This is a genomic window from Persicobacter diffluens (genome assembly GCF_036244895.1).
GTDB lineage: Bacteria > Bacteroidota > Bacteroidia > Cytophagales > Cyclobacteriaceae > Persicobacter > Persicobacter diffluens.
In genome coordinates this window covers 3,364,717-3,387,270 of the sequence record NZ_BQKE01000001.1, presented here as the reverse complement: position 1 = coordinate 3,387,270, position 22,554 = coordinate 3,364,717, and the positions used below count along the sequence as shown (strand labels likewise).

Genomic DNA, 22,554 nt, shown 5'->3' with positions numbered 1-22,554 from the left:
GCTTTCTCCCCAATCATAAGCTCCTTGGAATAAAAAACTTTAAATAGGCAAGATCCCGGTCTTTTTCCCACATTGTAGAAAACGAGGATTTCCGCATGCATAAATTGGGTTAATGGAGATATTTTTCCTCTAAGGGGATGAATCGACCTTTGATCAAAAAATAGCTTTCTTCTTTGTGCAGGCTGAGTAAATTGAGCAAAAAGATGATGAAAAAATTAAGAGCATATTGGTTAATTCAGGTGATGGGATGGTCCACCTATGCCTGCTTGCACATCGTGCTTTTAATTATTTCCAATAATTTTGCGCCGGAGAAAGCATTCGAGATTTTTGCACTGGCGGGTTATTATTTAGTTTCTACTCACCTTTTTCGAGAATATATCCGCCTGAATCAGTGGATGAAATTTAATTTGAATCGACTTGGAGGACTCGTTATTCTGTCTTCTTTCCTCTTAGCGGTTTCCAATTATTGTTTTCAGATTATCGCCTATTTCCTTACCGGGGCATTGGATCCTATGCATGATTTTGATTCCCTGTTTATTGTGGTGTCCGTTTCCTCATCCATGCTTTTTTATTTTCTTTGGGCAGTATTGTATGTACTGTACCATTATCTTGATCAGCGCAATCAGACTTTAAAATATTTGGCAGCTTCCAGAGAGTTTGAGTTGAATAGACTGAAGTCTCAAATGAACCCCCATTTTATTTTCAATGCATTGAATTCTATTCGTGCGCTGGTTTCTGAGCAGCCGGAGGATGCGAAAGTGGCGATTACACAGCTTTCAGGTCTCCTAAGGAATTCCCTCGCCATGGACAGGAAAAAGTTAATTCCTTTGCGGGATGAGTTACGAACAGTTTCGGATTATTTGGCTTTAGAGAAAATCCGCTTCGAGGAAAGGCTGGAATATGAGTTTGAAATTGCCCCGGAAACCCTGAACCGCCTTGTTCCTCCGTTAATGGTTCAAACGCTGGTCGAGAATGGAATTAAACATGGAATAGCCAATTTGACGCATGGAGGAGAACTTTTGATAAAAAGCCAGTGGCTGGAAGAAGAGGATTCAGTTTTGCTTAGTATTGTTAACAGTGGTAAATTGAATCAGGAAAAATTGAAAAACGCAAAGGGTTATGGTATAGCTAATACGCGACAGCGCCTTAAATTACTTTTCGGCGATAGTGCCCTTTTTGAAATCCGGCCGGATGGTGATCAGGTTTTAACCTTATTAAGCATTCCGCAAAAAACTGAAAACTATGAGAGCATTAATAATAGATGACGAAAGGTTAGCCAGAAAAGAATTGGCTTCTTTACTAAAGGCACATCCTGAGGTGGAAGTAATTGGAGAGGCGGTTAATGTGTATGATGCATATGAGCAAATTAATAAACTGCAGCCGGATCTAATATTTCTGGATATTCAAATGCCGGGGAAATCCGGTTTTGACCTTTTAACCATGCTGGATAAAAGCCCACAGGTGGTTTTTGCCACGGCTTATGATGAATATGCCATTCAGGCTTTTGAGGTGAACGCCCTGGATTATTTGCTCAAGCCTATTCAGCCGGACCGGCTGGCAGATACCATTAGAAAGATTGCTGCCGGGAATAGTAGTGAGGTGAGTTTGGCTCAGGATCCTATTGAGTCTGGCGCAAAAGCGGGTTCCAAAAGGGATGTGCTTGGGGTGAATGATCAGGTTTTTGTGAAGGATGGGGACCGATGTTGGTTTGTGCGATTATCGGAAGTGAGGCTTTTTGAGTCTGATGGTAACTACATCAAGGTGCACTTTGAGCAATTTAAACCCATGATTCATAAATCGCTCAATGCCTTGGATGAACGTTTGGACGATCGCCATTTTTTTCGGGTTTCAAGAAAGCATATTGTTAATCTTGCGTGGATTGAAAAAATTGAGCCCTGGTTTAATGGGGGGCTAATGCTTGAGCTTAAGGGGGGAGAGAAAGTGGAGGTCAGCAGAAGGCAGGCCACAAAATTCAAGGACATGATGAGCCTTTAAAAGCCAAAAAATTAGCAGGGAAAATTAGAAGTATTGCAGAAGTGATAAAGGATTATTTTGAGCGAATAGCATCGCTATTGTGAAAAATTATCCAAAATCGCTTCCAATAGTATGAGTTTGCAGCCGGATGGTTTGCTTTAATCACCCTCTAAGGCCTCACTTGCTGAATCAGTTTTTCCTGTAATTCCCATTCAGCTGCTATCCGGATCATGGCTGTTGCTTCCATTTCAGTGATATATCCTTTAATATGGAGTAAATCCCAGACTTTGAGCAGGTGATTTAAGCGGGTGGCAGGTTGCAGTGGAATGTGATTCAGCTCTTTTTTGGCCCGTTCAAAAATATTGAGGTAGTCACTTTTGATAAATTCAAGGGCCCATTCTTTCAGGTTTTCTCCCTCTGCATGCTGGGAAGCCTCGTAATTGATGATATTTTGTTCATGTTCATCTAATCCGTGGTAATGCAGCATTAGGCACATTAAAAGGAAAAAAGCTCTTTTTTCATCTTTAATCATTTCCATGAGGTTGTTTTCAAAGAAAAGACCGCTTCAGGTGGCCCAGTTATACAACCTTATTTTGAGGAGGAAATGTTTCTAAAAGCCATTTATCTTACATGAAAAACAGGTGTTCTGTAATTTGATCTGCTATCATTTTGCCTTTTGAGGTCAAAAAAAGTACATCGCCCTGTTTTTCCAGAAAATGATCTTTTTCCAGTTTTTGCAGATAAGCGCCATGTTCTTTGGTTAAATCAAAATTCAGATGATTTTGAAGATGTCCCAGGTCGCAACCCCATTTTGTTCGAAGCCGGGTCATGATATATTCATTAATCAGATCTTCTCGGCTAAGAACTTCACCATCAAGCGGTAATTGGCCCTCTTTGATCGCCTTTACATATTTAGCATTATTGGCAATATTGAAATGCCTTTCCTGATGATTGTAGCTGTGGGCACCTGGGCCAATGCCCAAATATTTTTTTTGAAGCCAATAGCTGCTATTGTGCTTAGATTCAAGGCCAGGCAAACAAAAGTTAGAAACCTCATAATGTTCATATCCATGATTAGCGGTAGTTTTTATGAGGATTTCGAGTTGATCCGCGGCCTTGTCTTCATCCACGGGTCGGATTTTTCCCTTCCGGTACCAATTCCCAAAGACGGTCTTTTCTTCAATGGTCAGTGCATATGCGGAAAGGTGCGCTGGTCTTAACTTCATCATGAGCGCCAGATTTTCTTCCCATTCTTCATTGGAACTTTGTGGCATGGCATAAATCAGATCCAGATTTAGATTATTAAATCCTGCTTTTCGGGCATTTTCCACCGCATTGAATGCCTGCTCACGGTCATGTGCACGGTGCAAAAGCTTCAGGTCTTTTTCGAAAAAGCTCTGAATGCCGATGCTTAATCGGTTAATGCCGATTTGATGCAGACCCTTTAAATAAGTGAAGCTTAAGTCATCGGGATTCGCCTCGAGGGTAATTTCCGGTTGGGGAATAAGGGTGAAATTTTTGTAAATAGCCTCAATGATCTGGCTCAGCTCTTCAGGGCTTAAGAGGGAAGGGGTTCCACCTCCAAAGTAAATGGTTTCTACCGTTTCAGTCTCTAAGTATTCCCGTCTAAGGGAAAGTTCTAAAATAATGGAGGCGACCATTTCTTCTCTTAGCTTTCCGCTAGTGCTGAAATGAAAATCGCAGTAATAACAAGCTTGCTTGCAAAAGGGAATATGAATATAAATACCGGCCATTAATGCAAAGAAAACAAATAGAGCGGGATATTGAGGATAATGGCCGATGATTATTTCGGATTAGGTGGGAATTTAATTTGAGCTGGTTAATTTTGGGGATATTAAATTTTAGTATGCGAAGCAGATTTAATCGGTTATTTTTCCTTATCTCAGCGCTTCTTTTTATAAGCGCTTCCTTATTTGGTCAGTCTTTAAAGCCTCAAAAAGACTATGGAAATTTTAAAGAGTTTCACTTCAAGTCAATAGAATTTCATCCGGTGGTGATTTCTTTGCCCTCCAATACGGCTATCTTTGTGAATGATGAGCCCACTTATTTTTTTGTCAAGGATACCGTTATCCATTATGGATTTGAAAACTTTAAGGTGCAGGATTATGTGGGTTTGGTCAGAATCGGTTTTTTTAAACCCTCAGGCTTGTCCGGCTTGGAGGTAGCTTTGGAAGCGGAGCCCCCGGAGCCTCATCAATTAAGTTTATCTGAAAGACAGGATTTAAAGCTGGATGACTTTTTGGTGATCGCCATTTTGGCTTTGTTAGCCCTTTATGCTTTATATTTAAACGCTTTTCCATTAACCTTTATGGGTTACCTTTCTCCATTTGGTAGTCCTGCCAACAAGGATTTAAACCTTTTGAAAAGTAATCCTTTTTCAAAAGAGAATGCCCTGTTGATTGTTTTCCATTCGGTGGCCATTGCAACCCTTTTCTTTACGTCACTATCGGTGCTTAGGCCTGAAATGATCCAAGGTTTAAATGATGAATCAATTATTTTTTATTTTTTGTTATCGGCATTATTAATTGTATTATTCTTCTTTTTGAAGTATATCCTTTTGGTCTACCTGGGTTCTATACTGGAAAAGAATGACATTCCCCCACTCCACTTTTTAGAGTATTTAAAGCTTTCTTTTTGGTATGTTAATTCAGGCTTAATTTTTATGTTATATTTAGTTTTATCAGGCCAACAGTTTTGGCTTACCTCTCAATTTTTAGTGGGGATTGTAATATTTCTTGGTTTGTTTAGAACTGCCTGGTTGCTTATTAGGCTAGCTGTCAGTGGTTCGTTTAGTTATCTGAATTTATTTTCGTACCTTTGTGCCTCAGAAATTTTACCGCTTTTCGTAGGCGTTAAAATTGCGTTGAATTGGTGATGATATTCGGAATTTTTTCAATCTAAATTATGTCTACTTCTACTGATAAAGAAAGTATTAAACCAGTAAAAAAAATATTGGTTTCCCAACCAAAACCGGCAAACGATAAATCCCCGTATTTTTCTTTAGCAAAGAAGTACGGCGTTCAGATTGATTTCAGGCCTTTTATTCAAATTGAGCCAGTAGGCTATAAGGAGTTTAGAAAGCAAAAGGTAGATATTTTGGCACATACCGCAGTGATCTTTACGAGTAGAAATGCGGTCGACCACTTTTTCAAGTTGTGTAAAGATTTGAAAATTGAGGTGCCTTCTGATATGAAATATTTTTGTATCTCGGAGCAGACTTCAAATTATTTGCAAAAGTATATTCAGGTTAGAAAGCGCAAAGTATTTGTTGGGCAAAGAACCGCTTTGGATCTGATTGAAATCCTGAAAAAGCATAAAAACGAAAAATACGTTTTTCCATGCTCTGATATTAGAAAGGATGATATACCAAATTTCTTTGAGAAGAATGGGGTGGAATGGAGTGAGGCCATTATTTATAGAACCGTTGCATCCGACCTTTCTGATTTGTCTGACGTCAATTACGATTTGATTGCCTTCTTTAGTCCATCCGGGATCAATAGCTTGTTCGTGAATTTTCCCGAATTTAAGCAAAATAATACACGGATTGCCGCTTTTGGGCCAACTACGGCTAAGGCCGTTAAAGATGCAAATTTGCATCTAGATATTGAAGCACCGCTGCCAAATGCGCCATCTATGACCGGTGCTTTGGAGCTTTATGTAAAAAAAGCGAACGGATTGTAAAAAACCTACATCAAAATCTTTGCATATTTATCACATTTTAATTAAATATAGCGTTGATAATAACGCTGTATTTAATTTTTAATGTACCCAACCTAACCTATGCGTTTTAACATCACCTTTTTGTCCCTTCTTTTGATAGGAGTTTTAGGGCTAAATACATCTTTTGCGCAGCAAGCTCCGATGTATTCCAGCGCCCCTTTTGTTCCCCTATCCTTTAATCCCGCCTATTCAGGTGTGGAGGGGTATACCCGTGCGACGCTTTTGCATAGATCGCAATGGTTGGGAAATACCTCTTCCTTTGATGGTAATGCCGGATTAAATACCCAGCTCCTCATGCTGGATGCGCCCGTATACCGTATTCGCAGCGGTGTGGGCCTAGTAATCGAGAACTCTTCCTTACCCGCAGTTAATGATCTTTCAATAAGAGCTAATTATGCCTACCATTTAAGAATTAAAGAGGCTAAACTTAGTTTTGGAGTTAATGTGGGGATGTATTCCAGGGCCTTTGATAATTACCAATGGCGCCCTAATGAAAATGAGGATTGGATGACCTCCGGTCAGGTTTCGCAGGTTTTACCTGATATGGGGGTGGGAATATTTTTTCAATCCCAAAAGTTTTATGGAGGATTGGCCTATAATCATTTGTTGGATGCTTCCTTTGATTTTGGGTTTACTAGCCAATTACGCGATAAAATTCCGACGGCCCTTAATTTGTTTATGGGCTATGATTACGAATTCAATTATGATTTGATCATTACTCCTTCTTTATTTTTTCACACGGACTTTGCTATTTACACTGCTGAACTTGCCGTTCGAGGTACATACAAAGATAAAATGTGGGGAGGGATGAACTTTCGGTGGTCAGAGTCTGTTGGTTTGTTGTTAGGGTATTCGCTACTTAAAGATAATTCTTTAAAATTAGGTTATGCATTTGATTTTGTGGTGATTGGGCAAGGAGCTAAAGCAGCAACTTCTCATGAATTTATGATTTCTTATGCGTTACCAATCTCTGGAGACATTAATAAAAAGATTATTAGAACTCCAAGATTTAGACATTAAGGTTAAATTTTTGTGTAATTTTTACTTTTGGTTGTTTAGGCTTTAGGATACCATTATATTGGTAAATCTTTGAATTCGAATGCAACCAAGTTATATTAGAAGAATTCAAATTCTCAAAATAGGTGTTATGAATATTGTGCAGAATTTCAGGTCCATTTTTACAATGGGACTGATTACAATCGCGCTGCAGAGTTGCGGACTTTTCGGTGGCGGCGGTGGTTATGATGACCAAGGGGAACTGGTAGGTGTCCTTGATCGTGAAAGCTGGACGCCGGACATTCCATTCGGGATGATTCCAATTCCTGCAGGTACCTTCCACATGGGACAAGCTGACGAAGACGTCGCCCGCTCCCAGATTAACATGAACAAACAGGTGACCATTGGATCATTCTATATGGATGATTCCGAAATTACCAATAATGAGTACCGCCAGTTTGTCTTCCATCTTTTAGAAGATTCCGTAAGTATTTTAGGGGAAGAGGAAATTATGTCCAAATATTACCCGGATACTACTGTGTGGATGAAAGATTTCACCCACCATTACGGAGATCCATTGCTAGAAAGTTATTATCAGCATCCGGCTTATGATGAATTCCCTGTTGTGGGAGTGAGTTGGGTGGCTGCTCAGTATTTCTGTGATTGGAGAACAAATTATCTGAATGCCTGGAGAAATGACCAAGGTTTATTTTCAATGCCAAAGTTCAGATTGCCCTCCGAGGCCGAGTGGGAATACGCCGCCAGGGGTGGACGTGATATGGCCAAATACCCTTGGGGTGGTCCTTACCTTAGAAATGCAAAAGGTTGTATGTTAGCCAACTTTAAACCGGGTCGAGGTAACTATTACGATGATGGTTATGCTTACACCTCTCCTGTCTATTCTTTCTTTTCCAATGATTATGGACTTTACGAGATGTCAGGAAATGTTTCAGAGTGGTGTCAGGATGCTTATAATCCGGCAGCTACAGCTTTAGTATGGGATATGAACCCTACTTATAATGACGCAAATGAACCACGAAAAGTGGTTAGAGGAGGTTCTTGGAAAGATATCGCTTATTACCTGGAATTGGGTACTAGAGATTTTGAGTATCAGGATTCAACTCGTTCCTATATTGGCTTCCGTTGCGCAATGACCTATTTGGGTCGTTCTTCCGGAACAGAATTTTAGTAATTTTAAAAATAATATATCCCATATATAACCTAAACATCAAGCGAAAATGAGTAAGAAAAAAGGTGGATTTAAGGAGTTTTTTTATGAAAAAATTGCTCCTATTGCAACAGGTGTCGGAGCCGCAGTTGTAATTGTTGGTGCATTGTTTAAAATCATGCACTATCCAGGCGCAGAAATTATCCTTCCGGTGGGAATGGGTGTAGAAGCAGTCTTGTTCTTAATGTTTGCTTTTGCTCCACAGCACAAAGATCCAGAATGGTCCAGAGTGTACCCGGAATTGGCAGATGATTATGTTGGATCTAATGCGCCAGCAAAAAGACCAACTGCTAATGGTGGTGACGCTGTAGCACAAAAGTTGGATGGCATGTTATCTTCTGCCAAAATTGGCCCTGAGTTAGTAAACAGCCTTGGTAAAGGAATGAAAGACCTTTCCACTTCAGTAACCAAGTTGTCTTCTTTGGGAGATGTGGTTGATGCCACTAACAATTATTCTACTTCTGTAAAGCAGGCTTCCTCTCAAATGGTTGAAGTAAATAAGGCTTACGGAAATACGATCAAAGCAATGAATGATGCGGCATCAAATACTGCTCAGACAGTACATCAAATGATTTCCGCTTCTAAAGCAGCTTCAGATTCTATGACATCTGTAGCGAATAATACAAAAGAATATCATGGACAGGTTCAGGTAGTGACCAAGAATTTGTCTGCTTTGAATGCTGTATATGAAATGGAATTGAAAGATTCTAAAGATCATATTGCAGCCATGAATAAGTTCTATGGTAATATCTCCAATGCCATGTCTAATATGGCAGATGCAGCCAAAGAAAGTGAGCAATTTAAAGGTGAAATTAACAAGTTGACCAACAACTTGAACTCTTTGAATAAAGTTTACGGCAGTATGTTGACTGCAATGAAAGGATAATTTTTTCTCCAATAAAAAATATTTAAAAAATGGCAGGAGGAAAAGAAACCCCAAGACAACAGCTGATTGGGCTGATGTATATCGTATTCCTGGCTCTGATTGCAATGCAGGTGTCTGGGTCGGTAATGGAGAAATTCCATATCATCAATCAGTCCTTAATCCGTTCTAATAACGAGACGAATGTCAGTAATGGAATTCTTGTTGATAAAGCAATGAAAGCCAAAGTTGACGAAAGTGGTCGTGAGCAGGATAAATTAGTTTTGCAGAAAGCAAGGGAAGTTCGTGAACTGACATCTAAAGCATTAAATTATGTTGATGGTCTAAAAGATGAGCTTACTGAAAAAACAGGAGGAATAGATGAAGCTACTGGTTTGCCAAAAGGCATGACCGATGAGGACAAGGTGGCTACTTGGTTTATTCAGCAGAAAAAAGGAGACGAGGTTAAAGAACAATTGAACGCGTATGTTGCCGGCATCAGAGAGGTTGCGGGAAGTGTAGACGTTAATGTTGATTTAAAAGATATCGCCCTAGAACCAGGGGATATGCCTGAATATGCTAACAACAAGGAAGTTAGGAAAAAGGATTTTAAATCGTTTAACTTTGAGCATACGCCGATGATTTCGGTTTTAGCGTCTTTATCACAGTTCGAATCAGAGATTTTGGCCAGAGAAGCACAAACGCTAAAAGCTTTGGGCGATAAGATTGGCGCGGGAACCATTCAGTTTGATGAAATCGTTCCAATGGTTTTACCAGAATCACAAGTTGTAGCAGCAGGAGCCAAGTATAAGGCACAAATGTTTATTGCCGCCTCTTCTTCTGGTATAAAACCAACAATGGCTTTGAATAATAAGCAAATTAAAGTGAATGCTGATGGAAAAGGAGAGGTTGAATTTACGGCAACTCCCGGTAAATATGACAAAGACGGTTTAGCGCGTAAAACTTTTAAAGCGACCATCTCTATCCCTAAGGCGGGTGGTGAAGCGGAAAAGTTTGAAGAGGAGATCGAGTATTTTGTGGCTAAGCCTGTAATTCAAATTCAATCTGCTTCTGTTCAGGCATTATACCTGAATTGTGGAAATGAATTGAATGTTCAGGTACCCGCATTAGGTTCTGCTTATCAGCCATCATTCAGAGCTAAAGGTGGTAAAACATTTGCTGGTAGTAAGAAAGGTATTGTTACGGTAGTGCCAAACTCAAAGGCAGTGGCTTTGACGGTATCTTCTGGAGGTAACGTGATCGGAACAGAGAATTTTAAAGTTCGTCAGATTCCATTACCTACCATCGAGATTTTCAATATGAAAGGTAAAAAAGTGAATTTGAAAAATGGAGAGTCCTCCGCTAACATGCGTAAGGTGAGATTACAGGCTACTCCAGATAAATCATTCGCTGAGTTTTTGCCTAATGATTCTAAATATAGAATTCAGGAAGCAGAAATTACCTTGGCGCAGGGTTCTCGCCCGGTAGCAAAACCAATTAAAGTAACCAATGGTCAAGCTGACCTTGGTGCAATAATGGGTAAAGCGAAGGCAGGAATGCGTTTGGTAGTTGAAGTGAAGAAAGTAGTTCGTAAAAACTTCCGAAATGAAATTGAGGTAGTGGATATGGGTGCTGACGTAGTAACGAATATTGCAATTAGCAATTAAAATAATTAAACAGGTGTTATGAAAAATTTTGTTTTAGTTTTCTGCGTATTGCTATTGACTCCTTTTACGCTATTGGCACAGGAGGAAGAGGTAGGCTACAATGAAAATTCTGTTCATCCCATTCATAATTCCAAGCAACTTTTCAAAAAGCGTGTTTGGAGAAGAATGGATTTAAATGAAAAGCAAAATCAACCGTTTTTTGCAGTAAATAATCAAATCACTAAGTTCATTATTGAGGCAGTTCAAAATGGAGAGTTAATTCCTTACGACACTGACTCTGTAACAGATGATCGTCGGATTTCTAAAGAGGAGTTTATGTCCCGATTGGAAATTAAGACCGATGCCGGTGGAGGTGACTTCGGAGGCTGGGGTGATGACGGCGGAGATTGGGGTGAAGGTGGAGCGACTGCTTCTGCAGGTCCATCCAAAACTTATATCCGACCTGATGAATTAAATTTACTGGAGATTGTTGAGGATGCCATTTTCGATAATCAGAGATCTAGAATGTACTTCGATCTTCAGGCGATCACTGTTAAGATTCCTGCTGATTTAACTGTAAATGGATTGGAAGGTACTTTAGCTTCTTTCCGATACAAAGATTTGGAGGAGCTTTTCCGTGCCATGCCAGATAAAGCACAATGGTACAATATGTACAACCAATCTAAGAGTGTGAACTTTGCCGATGCTTTTCTACTAAGATTGTTCAGTGCACGTATCTGGAAGGTGAATAATCCTCAGGATGAAGATTTGTATTCTATCTATGGAGGAAATCCAAAAAGAGCGCTATACGCCTCTCAGCAGGAGGAATACAAACTTATGGAGTACGAACATAACTTGTGGGAATATTAATCCCATCATAACACCTCATAAAAGGCCGATGCATTATGCACCGGCTTTTTTGTTTGAAAGGAAATCGTGAACCACTTCTCCTTTTTTACCTAAGAGCTCGATAAGCTCTTTTTTGGGGATTTGCTTTATTTTTTCAACTGATTTGTATTTGCTCAATAATTTTTCAATTGATTTTGGGCCGATGCCGGGGATCTCATCCAAAATAGTATGAAAGGAATTTTTACTTCTGGTGTCTCGGTGGAAAGTAATGGCAAATCGGTGGGCTTCATTTCTGATATGTTGCAATACACGAAGGGTTTCTGATTTTTTATCCAGGTGGAGGGGGTATTGATCTTCCGGATAGTAGAGTTCTTCCAGCCGTTTGGCAATGCCCACTACTGTCAGTTTAGAATATACTCCAATTTCCTTCAAAGCTTCCACAGCGGCATTTAACTGCCCTTTTCCTCCATCGATGACGATTAGTTCGGGTAAAGGCGCATCTTCATTAAGAAGCCTTTGATATCGACGCCCTACCACTTCCTTCATAGAGGCAAAGTCATCCGGCCCTACTACTGTTTTGATGTGAAATTTACGATAATCCTTTTTGGATGGCTTTCCATTTTTAAAACACACCATGGAAGCCACCGGGTTACTTCCCTGAATATTGGAGTTGTCAAAACATTCGATATGTCGAGGGAGTACTTTCATCCGTAAATCCTGCGCCATGGTTTTTAGTAGTCGACTTTCTTCCTGTTTGGAGGCCGTATTGTTTTTGATTTTTTCCTTCTTGAAGAACAGGGCGTTCTTAATGGCCAGTTCAATTAGCTTCTTTTTGTCTCCAATTTTTGGGACAGTGATTTGTACGTTATGCCAGCTTTCTATTGGAATATTGGTAAGCACTTCTTCGGACTCACTTCGGAAAGTTTTGCGAAAATCAATAAGGCAGAGTGCAAGTATTTCGGCTTCTGTTTCCTGCAGTTTTTTCTTGATTTCAATGGTTTTGGTTTGACTTATTGCGCCATTGATGATTTTCATATAATGAACAAAAGCGGAACTATCATCACTAACAATGCTAATCACATCTAAGTCTTCAAATTTGGGATTAGTGATGACGGTTTTGGTTTGAAATTTTTCCAGGTACTCTAGTTTATGTTTGAATTCCTGAGCTCTTTCAAAGGCTAATTCCTGAGCTGCCATATTCATTTGTTCTTTGAACCATGATTTAGCTAACCCAAGTTTACCTTTAAGGATATTAGTGATTTGACTGATGTCTTTTTGGTAATCTTCTGCAGATTGATTGCCTACACAGGGGCCATAGCATTTTTTAATATGGTATTCCAGGCATACCTCAAACTTGCCGGCCTGAATATTTCTATCTGTAAGATTTAAACTACAGGTTCTAATATGAAACAATTCCCTAATGAGCTCCAAGACCGTATTCATACTGCGCAGATTGGAATACGGGCCATAATATTTCCCATAGCCTTTTTTATACTGTCGTGTGGAGAAAACTTTGGGAAAGGGTTCATTGGTTACCACGATGTAGGGGTAGGATTTATCATCCTTCAACAGAATATTGTATTTAGGTTGATAGGCCTTAATATGGTTATTTTCCAATAATAGGGCATCCAGTTCCGAATCAACGATGGTGATTTCTAAATGATGAATTTCAGATACCAGCTTTAGTGTTTTACGGTCGTGCCGGTTTTTATTGAAAAAATAGCTCTGTACTCTTTTTTTGAGGCTTTTAGCCTTTCCCACGTAAATGAGGGTGTTTTCCTCATTAAAATAACGGTAAATTCCGGGCTTATCAGGGAGTTGATTGATTTGTTCCGGCGTGTAAATCTTACTTTCCATAATGATAGAAACAAAAAAACGGATATTGGAAGTCCAATATCCGTTTAAAAATTCATTTTTTCCAAGATTAGAAAATATCGTCAGAATCTAGGTCTTCCAATTCCGGTTTTACAGTTTTTTCAATAACCGTGGTGTCCCCGTCTTCTACTATTTCTTCTTTTACTTTGTACACCCTGCTTTTAAGCACATCGCAATCCAGTTCCATGGATATGGGTTTGGACGGTCGTTCAAAAGCGCCTTTGGTATAGCCTAAAGACTCATCATTATAGACGTCTCTCATAAACTTATCAAAAATTGGTCTCGCTGTTCGAGCACCTTGTCCGTCATACCAGTTTCTAAAGTGGATGGAACGAGAATCTCCCCCTACCCAGGTGCCACAAACCAAATCTTTAGTCACTCCCATGAACCAACCGTCAGAAGCATTTTGCGTGGTTCCTGTCTTACCGCCAATTTCATTATTCTCTTTCAATTCCCAACTTAGGCCAACTGCGGTACCACCTGCCTCTTCTGAGGCTCCTCTAAGCATATATACCATTAAATAGGCGGTTTCTTCACTTATGGCTTCTTTGGTTTGTGCAGGGAACTCCTGAATCGTATTACCGAATTTATCTTCAATTCTTGTTACAAAATTAGGAGTAGTATACACTCCTTTATTGACGAAGGTTCCATATGCACCCGTCATCTCAAATACCGAAACATCGGCAATCCCCAAAGCGAGGGAAGGCACGGCCTGTGATTCCGGTATGGCAACTCCCAATCGGTTGGCAAAATCTACTACCTGTCGAGGGCCAACCTTGTCCATGACGAATGCGGTGATTGAATTCACTGACTTAGCCATTGCCTGGCGAAGTGACATATTCTCTCCGGTGAACTTGCCATCCGCATTTTGCGGGGTCCAGGTGGGTTTAGTAGATCCTTTTGGAAGCTGGAAGGTATATGGGATGTCCCGTACTTCATAACAGGGAGAATAACCATTTTCAATGGCTGTACCATAAACCAATGGCTTAAAAGTAGAGCCGGGCTGTCGCTTACCCTGCATCACGTGGTCGTACTTGAAATGCTCATAATTGATTCCTCCAACCCAAGCCTTGATTTGACCATTGTGCGGGTTCATGGCCATAAAACCAGCTTGTAGGAATTGCTTATAATATTTCAGGGAGTCAACTGTACTCATGAGGGTATCAATCTCACCTTCCCAGCTGAATACTTCCATTGGTTTTTTAAGATTGATGTAGTAGTTCACCGAATCAGCGCCTTTGCCATATTTTTTGACCAAGGAACGATAGTAAGGCAAACGTTCTGTTTGCTTCTCTATGAAATTCGGTATTTCTTTTCCTTTTTCATCAATCCATGGGTTTCTTCCCTCCCAATGCTTGTCGAATTTGGCCTGAAGCTTTTGCATATGCTCCTCTAAAGCCGCTTCAGCATATTCCTGCATTCGACCATCAATCGTGGTGTAGATCTTAATCCCATCTTCCCACAGGTCAATATCATTATCTTTTGCCCAACGCATTAACCAAGGTCGAATGGCCGATCGGAAATAAGTCGCCAGCCCCTCGTTATGCGAATCTACTTTGAATTGTAGTTCGATGGGGAGTTGTTTCAGAGAATCAAATTCCGCTTTAGTAAGGTCTCCATAGACATACATTTGCCCTAAGACCATATTTCTTTTGTTCTTTGAGCGTTCGGGATGTCTCCTTGGGCTGTAACGAGTCGGGGCATTAATAACACCTACAAGCGTGGCCGCCTCTTGTACATTTAAATCTTTTTGATCCTTATTAAAGAAAGTTTTAGCGGCAACCTGAATTCCAAATGCATTACTTCCGTAGGGAACCGTATTGAGGTACATGGCAAAGATTTCCTCTTTGGTAAATCTTCTCTCCAACTGAACGGCAATAATCCACTCTTTTATTTTTACGATGACCAGGTCAACGCCTCTTCGCATTTTATTATTACCTAGGGATTGCACCAGAGAACCCTCAAATTCATCTCCACGCGTAGAATACAGGTTTTTGGCCAGCTGCTGGGATAGTGTACTACCCCCTCCTGCACCCTGACGCAAAATCACCGATTTGATCCCCACACGAATTAAATCTTTAAAGGAAATACCGGAGTGTTCAAAGAAGCTGTCATCTTCCGTATCCAATAGGGCATTTTTGATGTTCGGGCTTAGCTCTTCATAGCTAACATTGGTACGGTTCGTTCGATAATACTTTCCCATTAGGGTGCCGTCCGCCGTATAAATCTCTGAAGACAGGTCATTCTTGGGGTTTTCTAAAGATTTATAACCCGGAAGGCCGCCAAATAGTCCGCCCAGGTCAGTGCTGACTGCATAAACAATGAAATAAATGGATAGGAAACCACCCAGGAAAAGAATCCAGCTGGCCCAAACAAGCCGTTTTATCCACTTCCCCCCTTTTTTAGCTGACTGAGTGGTTTTTTCTTCTTTCTCTATTTCTTCCATGTATATAGGTTTAAAATTGATTCCCCCAAAGGAATGCTATTGGTAATTTTCAATAAAAAATGATTCGTATAACTCCAGCGCCTTGTTTTTATAGAAAATCTGGAAATTATCGTTCGTAATGACAAAATTATAAATTTTCGCGCCTGCAACTTCTTTTAGAGGAGATTTTTCCCCATTAAAAGTGGTGTAAAACTGTAGGGCATCCTCCTTGTTATCAAATTTGGAAACGATTACCATGGCAAATTCCTTATTGAATTCAAGGTTTCCGGTATTCAGGTTATTGTATCTAAACTCTTCATCAATAAAGGTTTTGAGTCTGGCAGGAAGCTCATCAATGAATTCTTTCTCATTGGGATAGAGAAGTACAAAAAGATGTTCTTCCTCAAAATATGGGACGAAAGAAACCGCTTTTTTCTTTTCCTCTTTACTTTGGAAATTTCTGGCCGCCTCTAAAAGGTTGACGGCGTGTCCATTTAGTTCACTATTGGGATAGTTATCAATAAATTTCTGCAATTCCACTTCATATTTTTCCGCTCCGTATTCTTTACCATCTACTAATACTCTTAACAAGCGAAGGTAATCTGTAAAAGGGAGGTCCGGATGTTTTCGAATGGCAGGATCCACCAAAATGTGCACTTGCTTTAAGCTATCTTGCAAATACCAATTGTAAGCCTCATGATAAACCATCTTCAATTGCTCTGTGGCTAAATTACTTTCTTCCCGATAATTAGGGTTGAGAATTAATTTCGCGTAGAGGGTTTTAGGGAAGTTGGTCGTCAAATCGTCCGCCATTACTTGCATTCTTGGATCCCCTAATTTCTGATAAATTAGATAAAGAGTATACAGTGCTTCCGGGCGATATTCAGAGCTTTTAAAACGATCAATTTCATCTTCAAAGGAGGTAATGGCATTATCCTCTTCAAAAAGTTCAAAATGGTAAATATTTCCTAAACCAAAGAGTCCTTCGTCCACCTGCTCCAATAAGAGGTCTTTGTCACTTTGGGCAAAAGGAATTTGCCCCCATAGCGCAGCATAGCGGGACTCTCGACTTTCCATATTTTCTTCTGCCGCCTCAGCGCCACCTCCTTTACCACTAGGAGCATTGCCCTCTCCGGTGGCTTCTCCTAAAGTTAGCGGAGCGTCTTCATCTAATTCCTCCTCATCTTCCTCCTCTCCATCTTGGGGAGCAGCCGCTTTTTGCATTTTTGAGGCCAAACGCCAGTTATCCACCAAAGGTCTCTGTCCCCAATTGCTAAGGAAGACACTTTTTCCGCGTGACATTTGGCTTTGATCATAAAAATACCATTTGCCACCTTCCAGGGATGGAGGTCCAAAACCGGCATCTCCAAAAGGATCTCCAGTTCCACCGAAAAATCCACCGCCTCCGGCCTGTGCCGCTTCTTTTCTTTGTTGTTTCTTTTCCAGTTTTGCCTGCGCTGCCGCAATGCTGTCTTCCTTATCCAGTATGCCATTGAGCACCATGGCGATGCCAAGGGTGTCTTTTTCTGAAAGGGAAATTAAGGAATCCGACACATGGACCATATCATGAAACCGTACAAATCGACCTAATATTTCCTGTCGATTCGCAATCAGTTCATAGTTCGGATCGGTTTGTGGCATGGCAGTAAGTGTACTGTCATAGTAAGCCTTAGCCAAATGATAGTCTTTTATTTTATCATAGTACACCTTACCCAGCGCCCAATAGGTGTATCCTTTTTGTCGAGGATCGGTTGATTTTTGCTGGACAGAGGTCTTGTAGGCGGTTATGGCTGCATCCAGGTTTTCTTGTTTCTCTTCAAAAGCACCAAGCTCGTAATAGATTTTATCCTTGAAGTCTACGTTTTTTTGATCCTTCAATAATTTTTTAAAATATTTACGCACCCGCTTAATGTCATTGGCTTTATTTAATTCGGTAACCTGAGCCAAGTTCAGTTTAGCATAGAAAGAAAGCTCGTAGGATGGATTGGTGCTTAATACGTTGCGATAGTTTTGGTAAGCCAGTGCATCAAACTCTAAGTCCTGATAAATTTGCCCGAGTAAAAAAAACATTCTGGCTTTCCCCTCTTTTCTTTTCATTAAGGGAATGGCCAGCTCCAAATTTTTAATCACCTTATCCTTATCCTGCATTTTTTGATAAAGATGCGCCTGTGTAAGAAACCAGGCCTTTTGGTTATTTTTAGATAAAGCTTCCTTTCCTAAAAAGTCATTTACCGCAACGGCATTGTTGAATTCCTGATGATCCGTATAGGCGCGCATCAGGGCAATCAATGCCTTATGGCGGACCTCATCATTTTTACTTCTGGTATTAACAAATTTGAAGGTGTCAAATGCGTTGGGATAATCCTCTGCATAAGCGCGGGCTTTTCCTACCAGGTAATAGCTATCATCTTCCCATGAACTTCCCGGGTGCCTTTGAATGGCCAGAGAAGCCATTTTAATGACTTCGTCTAATTGCTCCTGATTGGCATTGGCAATGGTACTGTCCACCGTAGGGAAAACATACAGAAAGTCATTGAAATTATCAGGATTAGAATCCAAGATGTTTTTTTCAATCTCTTTTATTTCCTCCTTGGCATAAAAATAGCCATTAAATCGAGCTGCCGTATTGTGGTAAGGAGTGGAGCCTTTTTTTGACTTTTCGGCTGAACAGGATAAAAGTGTCAGAACGAAGAAAAAATATATTATTTTGGAGTTGGGCATGCGGTATAAATCTGCAAAAGATGGTAGCTGATGAAGTTCCTAAAATTCTGAATATTTTTTTAATTATTCGATTATTGATTCAGATAAAATGAGAGAGAACTGAATTTATTTTATCATTCCAGTTAGTTTTTTTATTAATAAACCACTGGCGGTTGGATTTTACCATTTTAGTAGAAAGCCTTCATTTTCTCTCCATTGAATTAAAAGAAGGATTATTTTTGATGTAATTTTAAAGATGAATTTTAACAGGAAATGGTTTTTTCCTTCTATTTTTGTAGAGTAACAATATCAGTCCGGTGGAAAAAAAGAAAGAGATCAGTAATTGGTTAACAACAAAGTATTCTTTGATCATCAGATCAGAGGTGAATTTGGAGGAAAAAACGTCCCTCAATTTCACTTATTTGAAATTGATTCGAATGCTGTTTGTGTTTTTTACCGTGGTGTTTTTCCTGAGCCTGGTATTAGTGAAAACCATTTTAAAGCAATGGCTCGATCCGGAATTTGAAAACCGGCAACAGGCCCGAGAGCTGATAGAGTTGCGGGCATCGGTGGACTCGCTGATGTTGTCAGTAGAGCAAAAGGATATTTTCCTTAAAAATATTGAGGATATCTTACAAGGGCGTGATGGACAGGAAGTGAAGGAGGAAACGGAGCGGCAAAACACCAAAGCAGTAGAAAAAGACATCTCTGATGGTTCTGGTCTGGATTCCATATTCAGAGCAGAGTTTGAAAATATGTCTCTTGATGAGCTCGGAGGGAAATACAATGAAGGTCCTTTGGCGGATATTTCTTTTTTTAAACCGGCGGATGGGATTCTTTCTTCGGCATTTGATCCTTTATCGGATCATTGGGGGGTGGATATTGTGGCCGGGAAGGACGAACCCATTAAAGCCATTGCTAACGGAACCGTTTTAATGTCTACCTGGACGCAGGAAACGGGGAATGTGTTAGTGATTCAACACCCGAATAATTTAATTTCAGTCTATAAACATAACTCGGAATTGTTGGTCTCTGAGGGGAGAATGGTTCGCTCAGGAGAGATTATCGCGATTATGGGGAACAGTGGTGAGTTGTCAACAGGACCTCATCTACATTTTGAAATTTGGTTTAATGGACATGCAGTGAATCCATCGGATTTTATTGCATTCTAAATGAAAAGTACATCACTAAGTTTTTAGAGCTCTTCATCTTTGGTGTGTTTTTTAGAACCTAAAGGGAGATAGACTATTAACTTTTTAAGCTGGTTTTTTCAATAAAGAAGAAGTCGCAAATTTGAAGCATTATGTTTGGTAATAACAAGAATCAGGAAAAAGTAGCATCAGTGGAAGCAGCTAGTAATTCAAGTAATCACATCGGTAAAGGAACTATTATTCGCGGAGATGTAGAGACTTCGGGTAATATTCGTATTGAGGGTACCCTGGAAGGAAATATTGATTGTAAATCAAAGGTGGTCATGGGGGCTTCTTCTAAGGTGGATGGTAATTTAATGGCCCAAATTGCCGAGGTAGAAGGACATGTAACCGGAAAAGTAGAAGTCTCTGACGTTTTGGTCTTAAAACCAACGGCAGTTATTGACGGAGACATTATTACCAATAAAATGGTAGTAGAGTCCGGAGCAGTATTTAATGGCTCTTGTAAAATGTCTAATAGTAATGAAGGTATTGGTGGACAAGCAAAATCCGGAGGATTATTCTCAAAATCCAAAAAAGAAGAAGCTGTTAAGACCGCTTAATAAGTTTATTCAATTTTCAAGCCTGGGCATGCAAATGCTCGGCTTTATATTTTTTGGCTATTATTTGGGTCATAAGATAGACCAGTGGCTGGAGAATGCCACTCCATGGGGAATTATCATTGGAATTCTCTTTGGAGTGGTGGGCTCTATGGCATATGTTATGGTTCGGGTAAATAAAATGAACAATGAATAGAGAAACTGAACAGGCTTCTCTGAAAAGGTTAAGCATTTTTTCGTCGATAGTCGCCCTCATTTTTTTACTGATCAAGTATCTGGAGGTCCCCTACTTTTACCACCGCTCCTTGTGGATAGTTGCCGTGATGTTTTCCCTTAATTATGTGAATATTAGGGTGATTTATCGTTTGCCGGAGGAGGACTTTATAGCCGGTTTTTTTTCCTCTATGGTGATGCGTGTTTTTGGTTGTTTGGCGGCCGTTACTTACTTCGTTTATGTGGACCGGGAAAATGCGAAAAGCTTTATGCTCAGTTTCGGTATTCTTTATTTGTCCTATCTGTGGTTTGAAATTTACAGTTTATTAACTACATTTCGTCGCATTTCAAAAAATCCTAATTAATGAACGCTACAAAGTTTTTTAGCTTACGCTGGGTAACTGCGTGTATGCTAGTGTTTTTCACTATGTTTACAGCAGCATCGCCTGCTTTGGCAAGCGGTGGTGGGTCCGAGGAAGAGTTCTCCGCGAAGGATTTGATCTTCCATCATATCCTGGATACTCACGAATGGCATTTTTTCGACGGTCCCTATGGGACACTTTATCTTCCGGTGATTGTTTATTCACAGGAAGGAGGCTTAGAGGTTTTCTCCTCTTCCAATTTTTACAATGATCATCATGAAGTCGTTCCTTATCAGGGATACATTTATGATCATGGACACATTACGCACGAGCAGTATGGACATGTTTATGATTTTTCGATCACGAAAAACGTAGCCGCCATGTTTATCTCTTTTGCATTGTTGCTCTTTGTGTTTCTTTCCAGTGCCCGCAGCTATAAGAAGCGCGGCAATTCACCACCAAAAGGCATCGCCGCATTTTTCGAGCCCCTGATCCTCTTTATCAGAGATGATATTGTGATTCCGAATATTGGCAAAAAAGACGCAGATAAGTTTATGCCTTATCACCTTACCCTTTTCTTCTTCATTTGGTTCAATAACCTTTTGGGTTTATTACCGGGTGCGGCCAACGTAACGGGTAATATCGCGGTAACGGTAACTCTGGCGATAATCACCTTGATTATTACCCATGTGTATGCCAAAAAGCCTTACTGGAGTCACATTTTCAATCCTCCTGTGCCAATGGCCTTGAAGCCGATGATGATCCCGATTGAAGTGGTGGGTATTTTTACCAAACCATTTTCCCTGACGGTACGTCTTTTTGCAAATATTACTGCAGGACACATCATGATTTTGGTACTGTTATCTTTTGCTTTTATCTTTAAGAGTGTAGCAGTAGGAGCTTTGTCTGCAGTAGTAGCCACTGCCATGAATTTCTTGGAGTTATTGGTGGCATTTATTCAGGCTTATGTCTTTACACTGTTGAGTTCGATCTTTATCGGACAGGCAATGGAAGAAGCTCATCATTAAGAAATTGGTCCTTCCCTAAGGAAGATTTTTATAGACCTTAATTTACAGAAATCCTTTTGTTTAACTTTAAATAACGCTTAGTTATGTTCAGCTCTTTATTTTTCGCCGAAGCTATCGGTTTGTTGGGTGCAGCCCTAGGTGCTGGTATTGCTGCAGTTGGTGCAGGTATCGGTATTGGTCAGATTGGTGGTTCAGCTATTGAAGCCATCGCTCGCCAGCCTGAGGCAGCAGGTCAAATCCAAACGACTATGATTATCTCAGCAGCCTTGGTAGAAGGTGTATCATTGTTTGGTGTAATTGTATCTCTTTTGATCGCTTTGGGCGTAGGAGGATAATTTCACTTTCTAAAAGTCACTTGGGGCGGTAGGCCTCAGGTGGCTTTTTTACAGCAAATAAATTTTTAGCGAAATGGAACTAATAACCCCTGGATTTGGGCTGATAATTTGGCAATTGTTGGTGTTCATCGCTTTGATGTTCATCCTGACGAAGTATGCATGGAAGCCTATCCTTAATGCGGTAAAATCTCGTGAAGCGGCGATCGAAGATGCCCTTCATGCAGCAGATAAAGCGCGTGAGGATATGAAAAACCTGCAAGCGGACAATGCCAAATTGATCGAGGAAGCTCGCAAAGAAAGAGAGAAGATTGTTTCTGCAGCTCAGAGCGCGGCTAACAAAGTTAAAGAGGATGCAAAAGCCGAGGCACAGCTGATCACAGACAAAATGATCGCCGACGCTCAGGCTTCTATAGAGGCTGAAAAGCGTGCCGCCCTGGCAGAAGTGAAAAATCAGGTGGCCGAATTCTCCGTAGAAATTGCGGAAATGGTTTTGCGCAAGGAATTATCTTCCCCACAAGCGCAAAAGGAATTAGTCGACAGCTACATGGCTGACTTGAAAACAAATTAATT

The 22,554-nt window shown here is 40.3% G+C and carries 21 protein-coding genes; 16 read left to right on the top strand and 5 right to left on the bottom strand.

Going from position 1 to position 22,554, the window contains the following annotated elements; translation table 11 throughout:
* Window positions 1-203 precede the first annotated feature (203 nt).
* Window positions 204-1,265 (top strand): sensor histidine kinase, encoded by a 1,062-nt coding sequence (locus tag AAA970_RS13980; protein WP_053406595.1) that lies wholly within the window; start codon window positions 204-206, stop codon window positions 1,263-1,265.
* Window positions 1,243-1,995, top strand: a complete 753-nt coding sequence (locus AAA970_RS13975) for a LytR/AlgR family response regulator transcription factor (protein WP_338237546.1) — start codon at window positions 1,243-1,245, stop codon at window positions 1,993-1,995. Before AAA970_RS13980 ends, AAA970_RS13975 begins: the two co-directional genes overlap by 23 nt.
* Before the next feature lie 148 nt (window positions 1,996-2,143).
* On the opposite strand, the gene AAA970_RS13970 is transcribed toward AAA970_RS13975, so the two are convergent.
* Both AAA970_RS13970 and hemW read right to left on the bottom strand, forming a co-directional pair.
* The gene (locus AAA970_RS13970; RefSeq protein ID WP_338237545.1) at window positions 2,144-2,512 is read right to left on the bottom strand and encodes a hypothetical protein; all 369 of its coding nucleotides are present in this window, start codon (window positions 2,510-2,512) and stop codon (window positions 2,144-2,146) included.
* Window positions 2,513-2,600: 88 nt separating this feature from the next.
* Entirely contained in the window at window positions 2,601-3,728 is a 1,128-nt protein-coding gene (gene hemW, locus AAA970_RS13965) for a radical SAM family heme chaperone HemW (RefSeq protein ID WP_338237544.1), read from the bottom strand.
* A 113-nt stretch (window positions 3,729-3,841) separates the two neighbouring features.
* Between hemW and AAA970_RS13960 the strand changes: the two genes are divergently transcribed.
* The 7 genes from AAA970_RS13960 to porN all read left to right on the top strand — a co-directional run bounded on the left by AAA970_RS13960 (window position 3,842) and on the right by porN (window position 11,317).
* Window positions 3,842-4,870 (top strand): DUF4271 domain-containing protein, encoded by a 1,029-nt coding sequence (locus AAA970_RS13960; protein ID WP_338237543.1) that lies wholly within the window; start codon window positions 3,842-3,844, stop codon window positions 4,868-4,870.
* A gap of 29 nt (window positions 4,871-4,899) precedes the next feature.
* Window positions 4,900-5,676, top strand: coding sequence for a uroporphyrinogen-III synthase (locus tag AAA970_RS13955; RefSeq protein WP_053406600.1), 777 nt, complete (start codon window positions 4,900-4,902; stop codon window positions 5,674-5,676).
* A gap of 99 nt (window positions 5,677-5,775) precedes the next feature.
* The gene (locus AAA970_RS13950; protein WP_338237542.1) at window positions 5,776-6,735 is read left to right on the top strand and encodes a PorP/SprF family type IX secretion system membrane protein; all 960 of its coding nucleotides are present in this window, start codon (window positions 5,776-5,778) and stop codon (window positions 6,733-6,735) included.
* 127 nt (window positions 6,736-6,862) lie between these two features.
* The gene (gene porK, locus AAA970_RS13945) at window positions 6,863-7,900 is read left to right on the top strand and encodes a T9SS ring complex lipoprotein PorK/GldK (protein WP_157601162.1); all 1,038 of its coding nucleotides are present in this window, start codon (window positions 6,863-6,865) and stop codon (window positions 7,898-7,900) included.
* 49 nt (window positions 7,901-7,949) lie between these two features.
* The gene (gene porL / locus AAA970_RS13940; protein WP_338237541.1) at window positions 7,950-8,825 is read left to right on the top strand and encodes a type IX secretion system motor protein PorL/GldL; all 876 of its coding nucleotides are present in this window, start codon (window positions 7,950-7,952) and stop codon (window positions 8,823-8,825) included.
* A gap of 29 nt (window positions 8,826-8,854) precedes the next feature.
* Window positions 8,855-10,468: a type IX secretion system motor protein PorM/GldM gene (porM, locus tag AAA970_RS13935; RefSeq protein ID WP_338237540.1), complete on the top strand. Its 1,614-nt coding sequence runs from the start codon at window positions 8,855-8,857 to the stop codon at window positions 10,466-10,468.
* Between the two features lie 18 nt (window positions 10,469-10,486).
* Complete coding sequence (gene porN / locus AAA970_RS13930) at window positions 10,487-11,317, top strand: type IX secretion system ring subunit PorN/GldN (RefSeq protein ID WP_053406604.1); 831 nt, start codon at window positions 10,487-10,489, stop codon at window positions 11,315-11,317.
* Between the two features lie 33 nt (window positions 11,318-11,350).
* Here the strand turns inward: porN and uvrC are convergent, their stop codons facing one another.
* From uvrC to porW, 3 genes are all read right to left on the bottom strand, one after another.
* Complete coding sequence (gene uvrC, locus AAA970_RS13925) at window positions 11,351-13,153, bottom strand: excinuclease ABC subunit UvrC (protein WP_338237539.1); 1,803 nt, start codon at window positions 13,151-13,153, stop codon at window positions 11,351-11,353.
* A gap of 67 nt (window positions 13,154-13,220) precedes the next feature.
* The gene (locus tag AAA970_RS13920) at window positions 13,221-15,617 is read right to left on the bottom strand and encodes a penicillin-binding protein 1A (protein WP_338237538.1); all 2,397 of its coding nucleotides are present in this window, start codon (window positions 15,615-15,617) and stop codon (window positions 13,221-13,223) included.
* A 36-nt stretch (window positions 15,618-15,653) separates the two neighbouring features.
* Window positions 15,654-18,317, bottom strand: coding sequence for a type IX secretion system periplasmic lipoprotein PorW/SprE (gene porW / locus AAA970_RS13915; RefSeq protein ID WP_338237537.1), 2,664 nt, complete (start codon window positions 18,315-18,317; stop codon window positions 15,654-15,656).
* 296 nt (window positions 18,318-18,613) lie between these two features.
* On the opposite strand from porW, the gene AAA970_RS13910 reads away from it, so the two are divergent.
* The 7 genes from AAA970_RS13910 to AAA970_RS13880 all read left to right on the top strand — a co-directional run bounded on the left by AAA970_RS13910 (window position 18,614) and on the right by AAA970_RS13880 (window position 22,552).
* Window positions 18,614-19,468, top strand: coding sequence for a peptidoglycan DD-metalloendopeptidase family protein (locus tag AAA970_RS13910; RefSeq protein ID WP_060684846.1), 855 nt, complete (start codon window positions 18,614-18,616; stop codon window positions 19,466-19,468).
* 131 nt (window positions 19,469-19,599) lie between these two features.
* Window positions 19,600-20,049, top strand: a complete 450-nt coding sequence (locus AAA970_RS13905) for a bactofilin family protein (protein WP_053406608.1) — start codon at window positions 19,600-19,602, stop codon at window positions 20,047-20,049.
* Window positions 19,970-20,242: an AtpZ/AtpI family protein gene (locus AAA970_RS13900; RefSeq protein ID WP_338237536.1), complete on the top strand. Its 273-nt coding sequence runs from the start codon at window positions 19,970-19,972 to the stop codon at window positions 20,240-20,242. Before AAA970_RS13905 ends, AAA970_RS13900 begins: the two co-directional genes overlap by 80 nt.
* On the top strand, window positions 20,235-20,624 hold the full coding sequence (locus AAA970_RS13895; protein WP_053406609.1) for a hypothetical protein: 390 nt from the start codon (window positions 20,235-20,237) through the stop codon (window positions 20,622-20,624). Before AAA970_RS13900 ends, AAA970_RS13895 begins: the two co-directional genes overlap by 8 nt.
* 62 nt (window positions 20,625-20,686) lie before the next feature.
* Window positions 20,687-21,649: a F0F1 ATP synthase subunit A gene (gene atpB, locus AAA970_RS13890; protein ID WP_338237535.1), complete on the top strand. Its 963-nt coding sequence runs from the start codon at window positions 20,687-20,689 to the stop codon at window positions 21,647-21,649.
* 83 nt (window positions 21,650-21,732) lie between these two features.
* On the top strand, window positions 21,733-21,984 hold the full coding sequence (gene atpE / locus AAA970_RS13885; RefSeq protein ID WP_053406611.1) for an ATP synthase F0 subunit C: 252 nt from the start codon (window positions 21,733-21,735) through the stop codon (window positions 21,982-21,984).
* 73 nt (window positions 21,985-22,057) lie between these two features.
* The gene (locus AAA970_RS13880; RefSeq protein WP_053406612.1) at window positions 22,058-22,552 is read left to right on the top strand and encodes a F0F1 ATP synthase subunit B; all 495 of its coding nucleotides are present in this window, start codon (window positions 22,058-22,060) and stop codon (window positions 22,550-22,552) included.
* Window positions 22,553-22,554 lie beyond the last annotated feature (2 nt).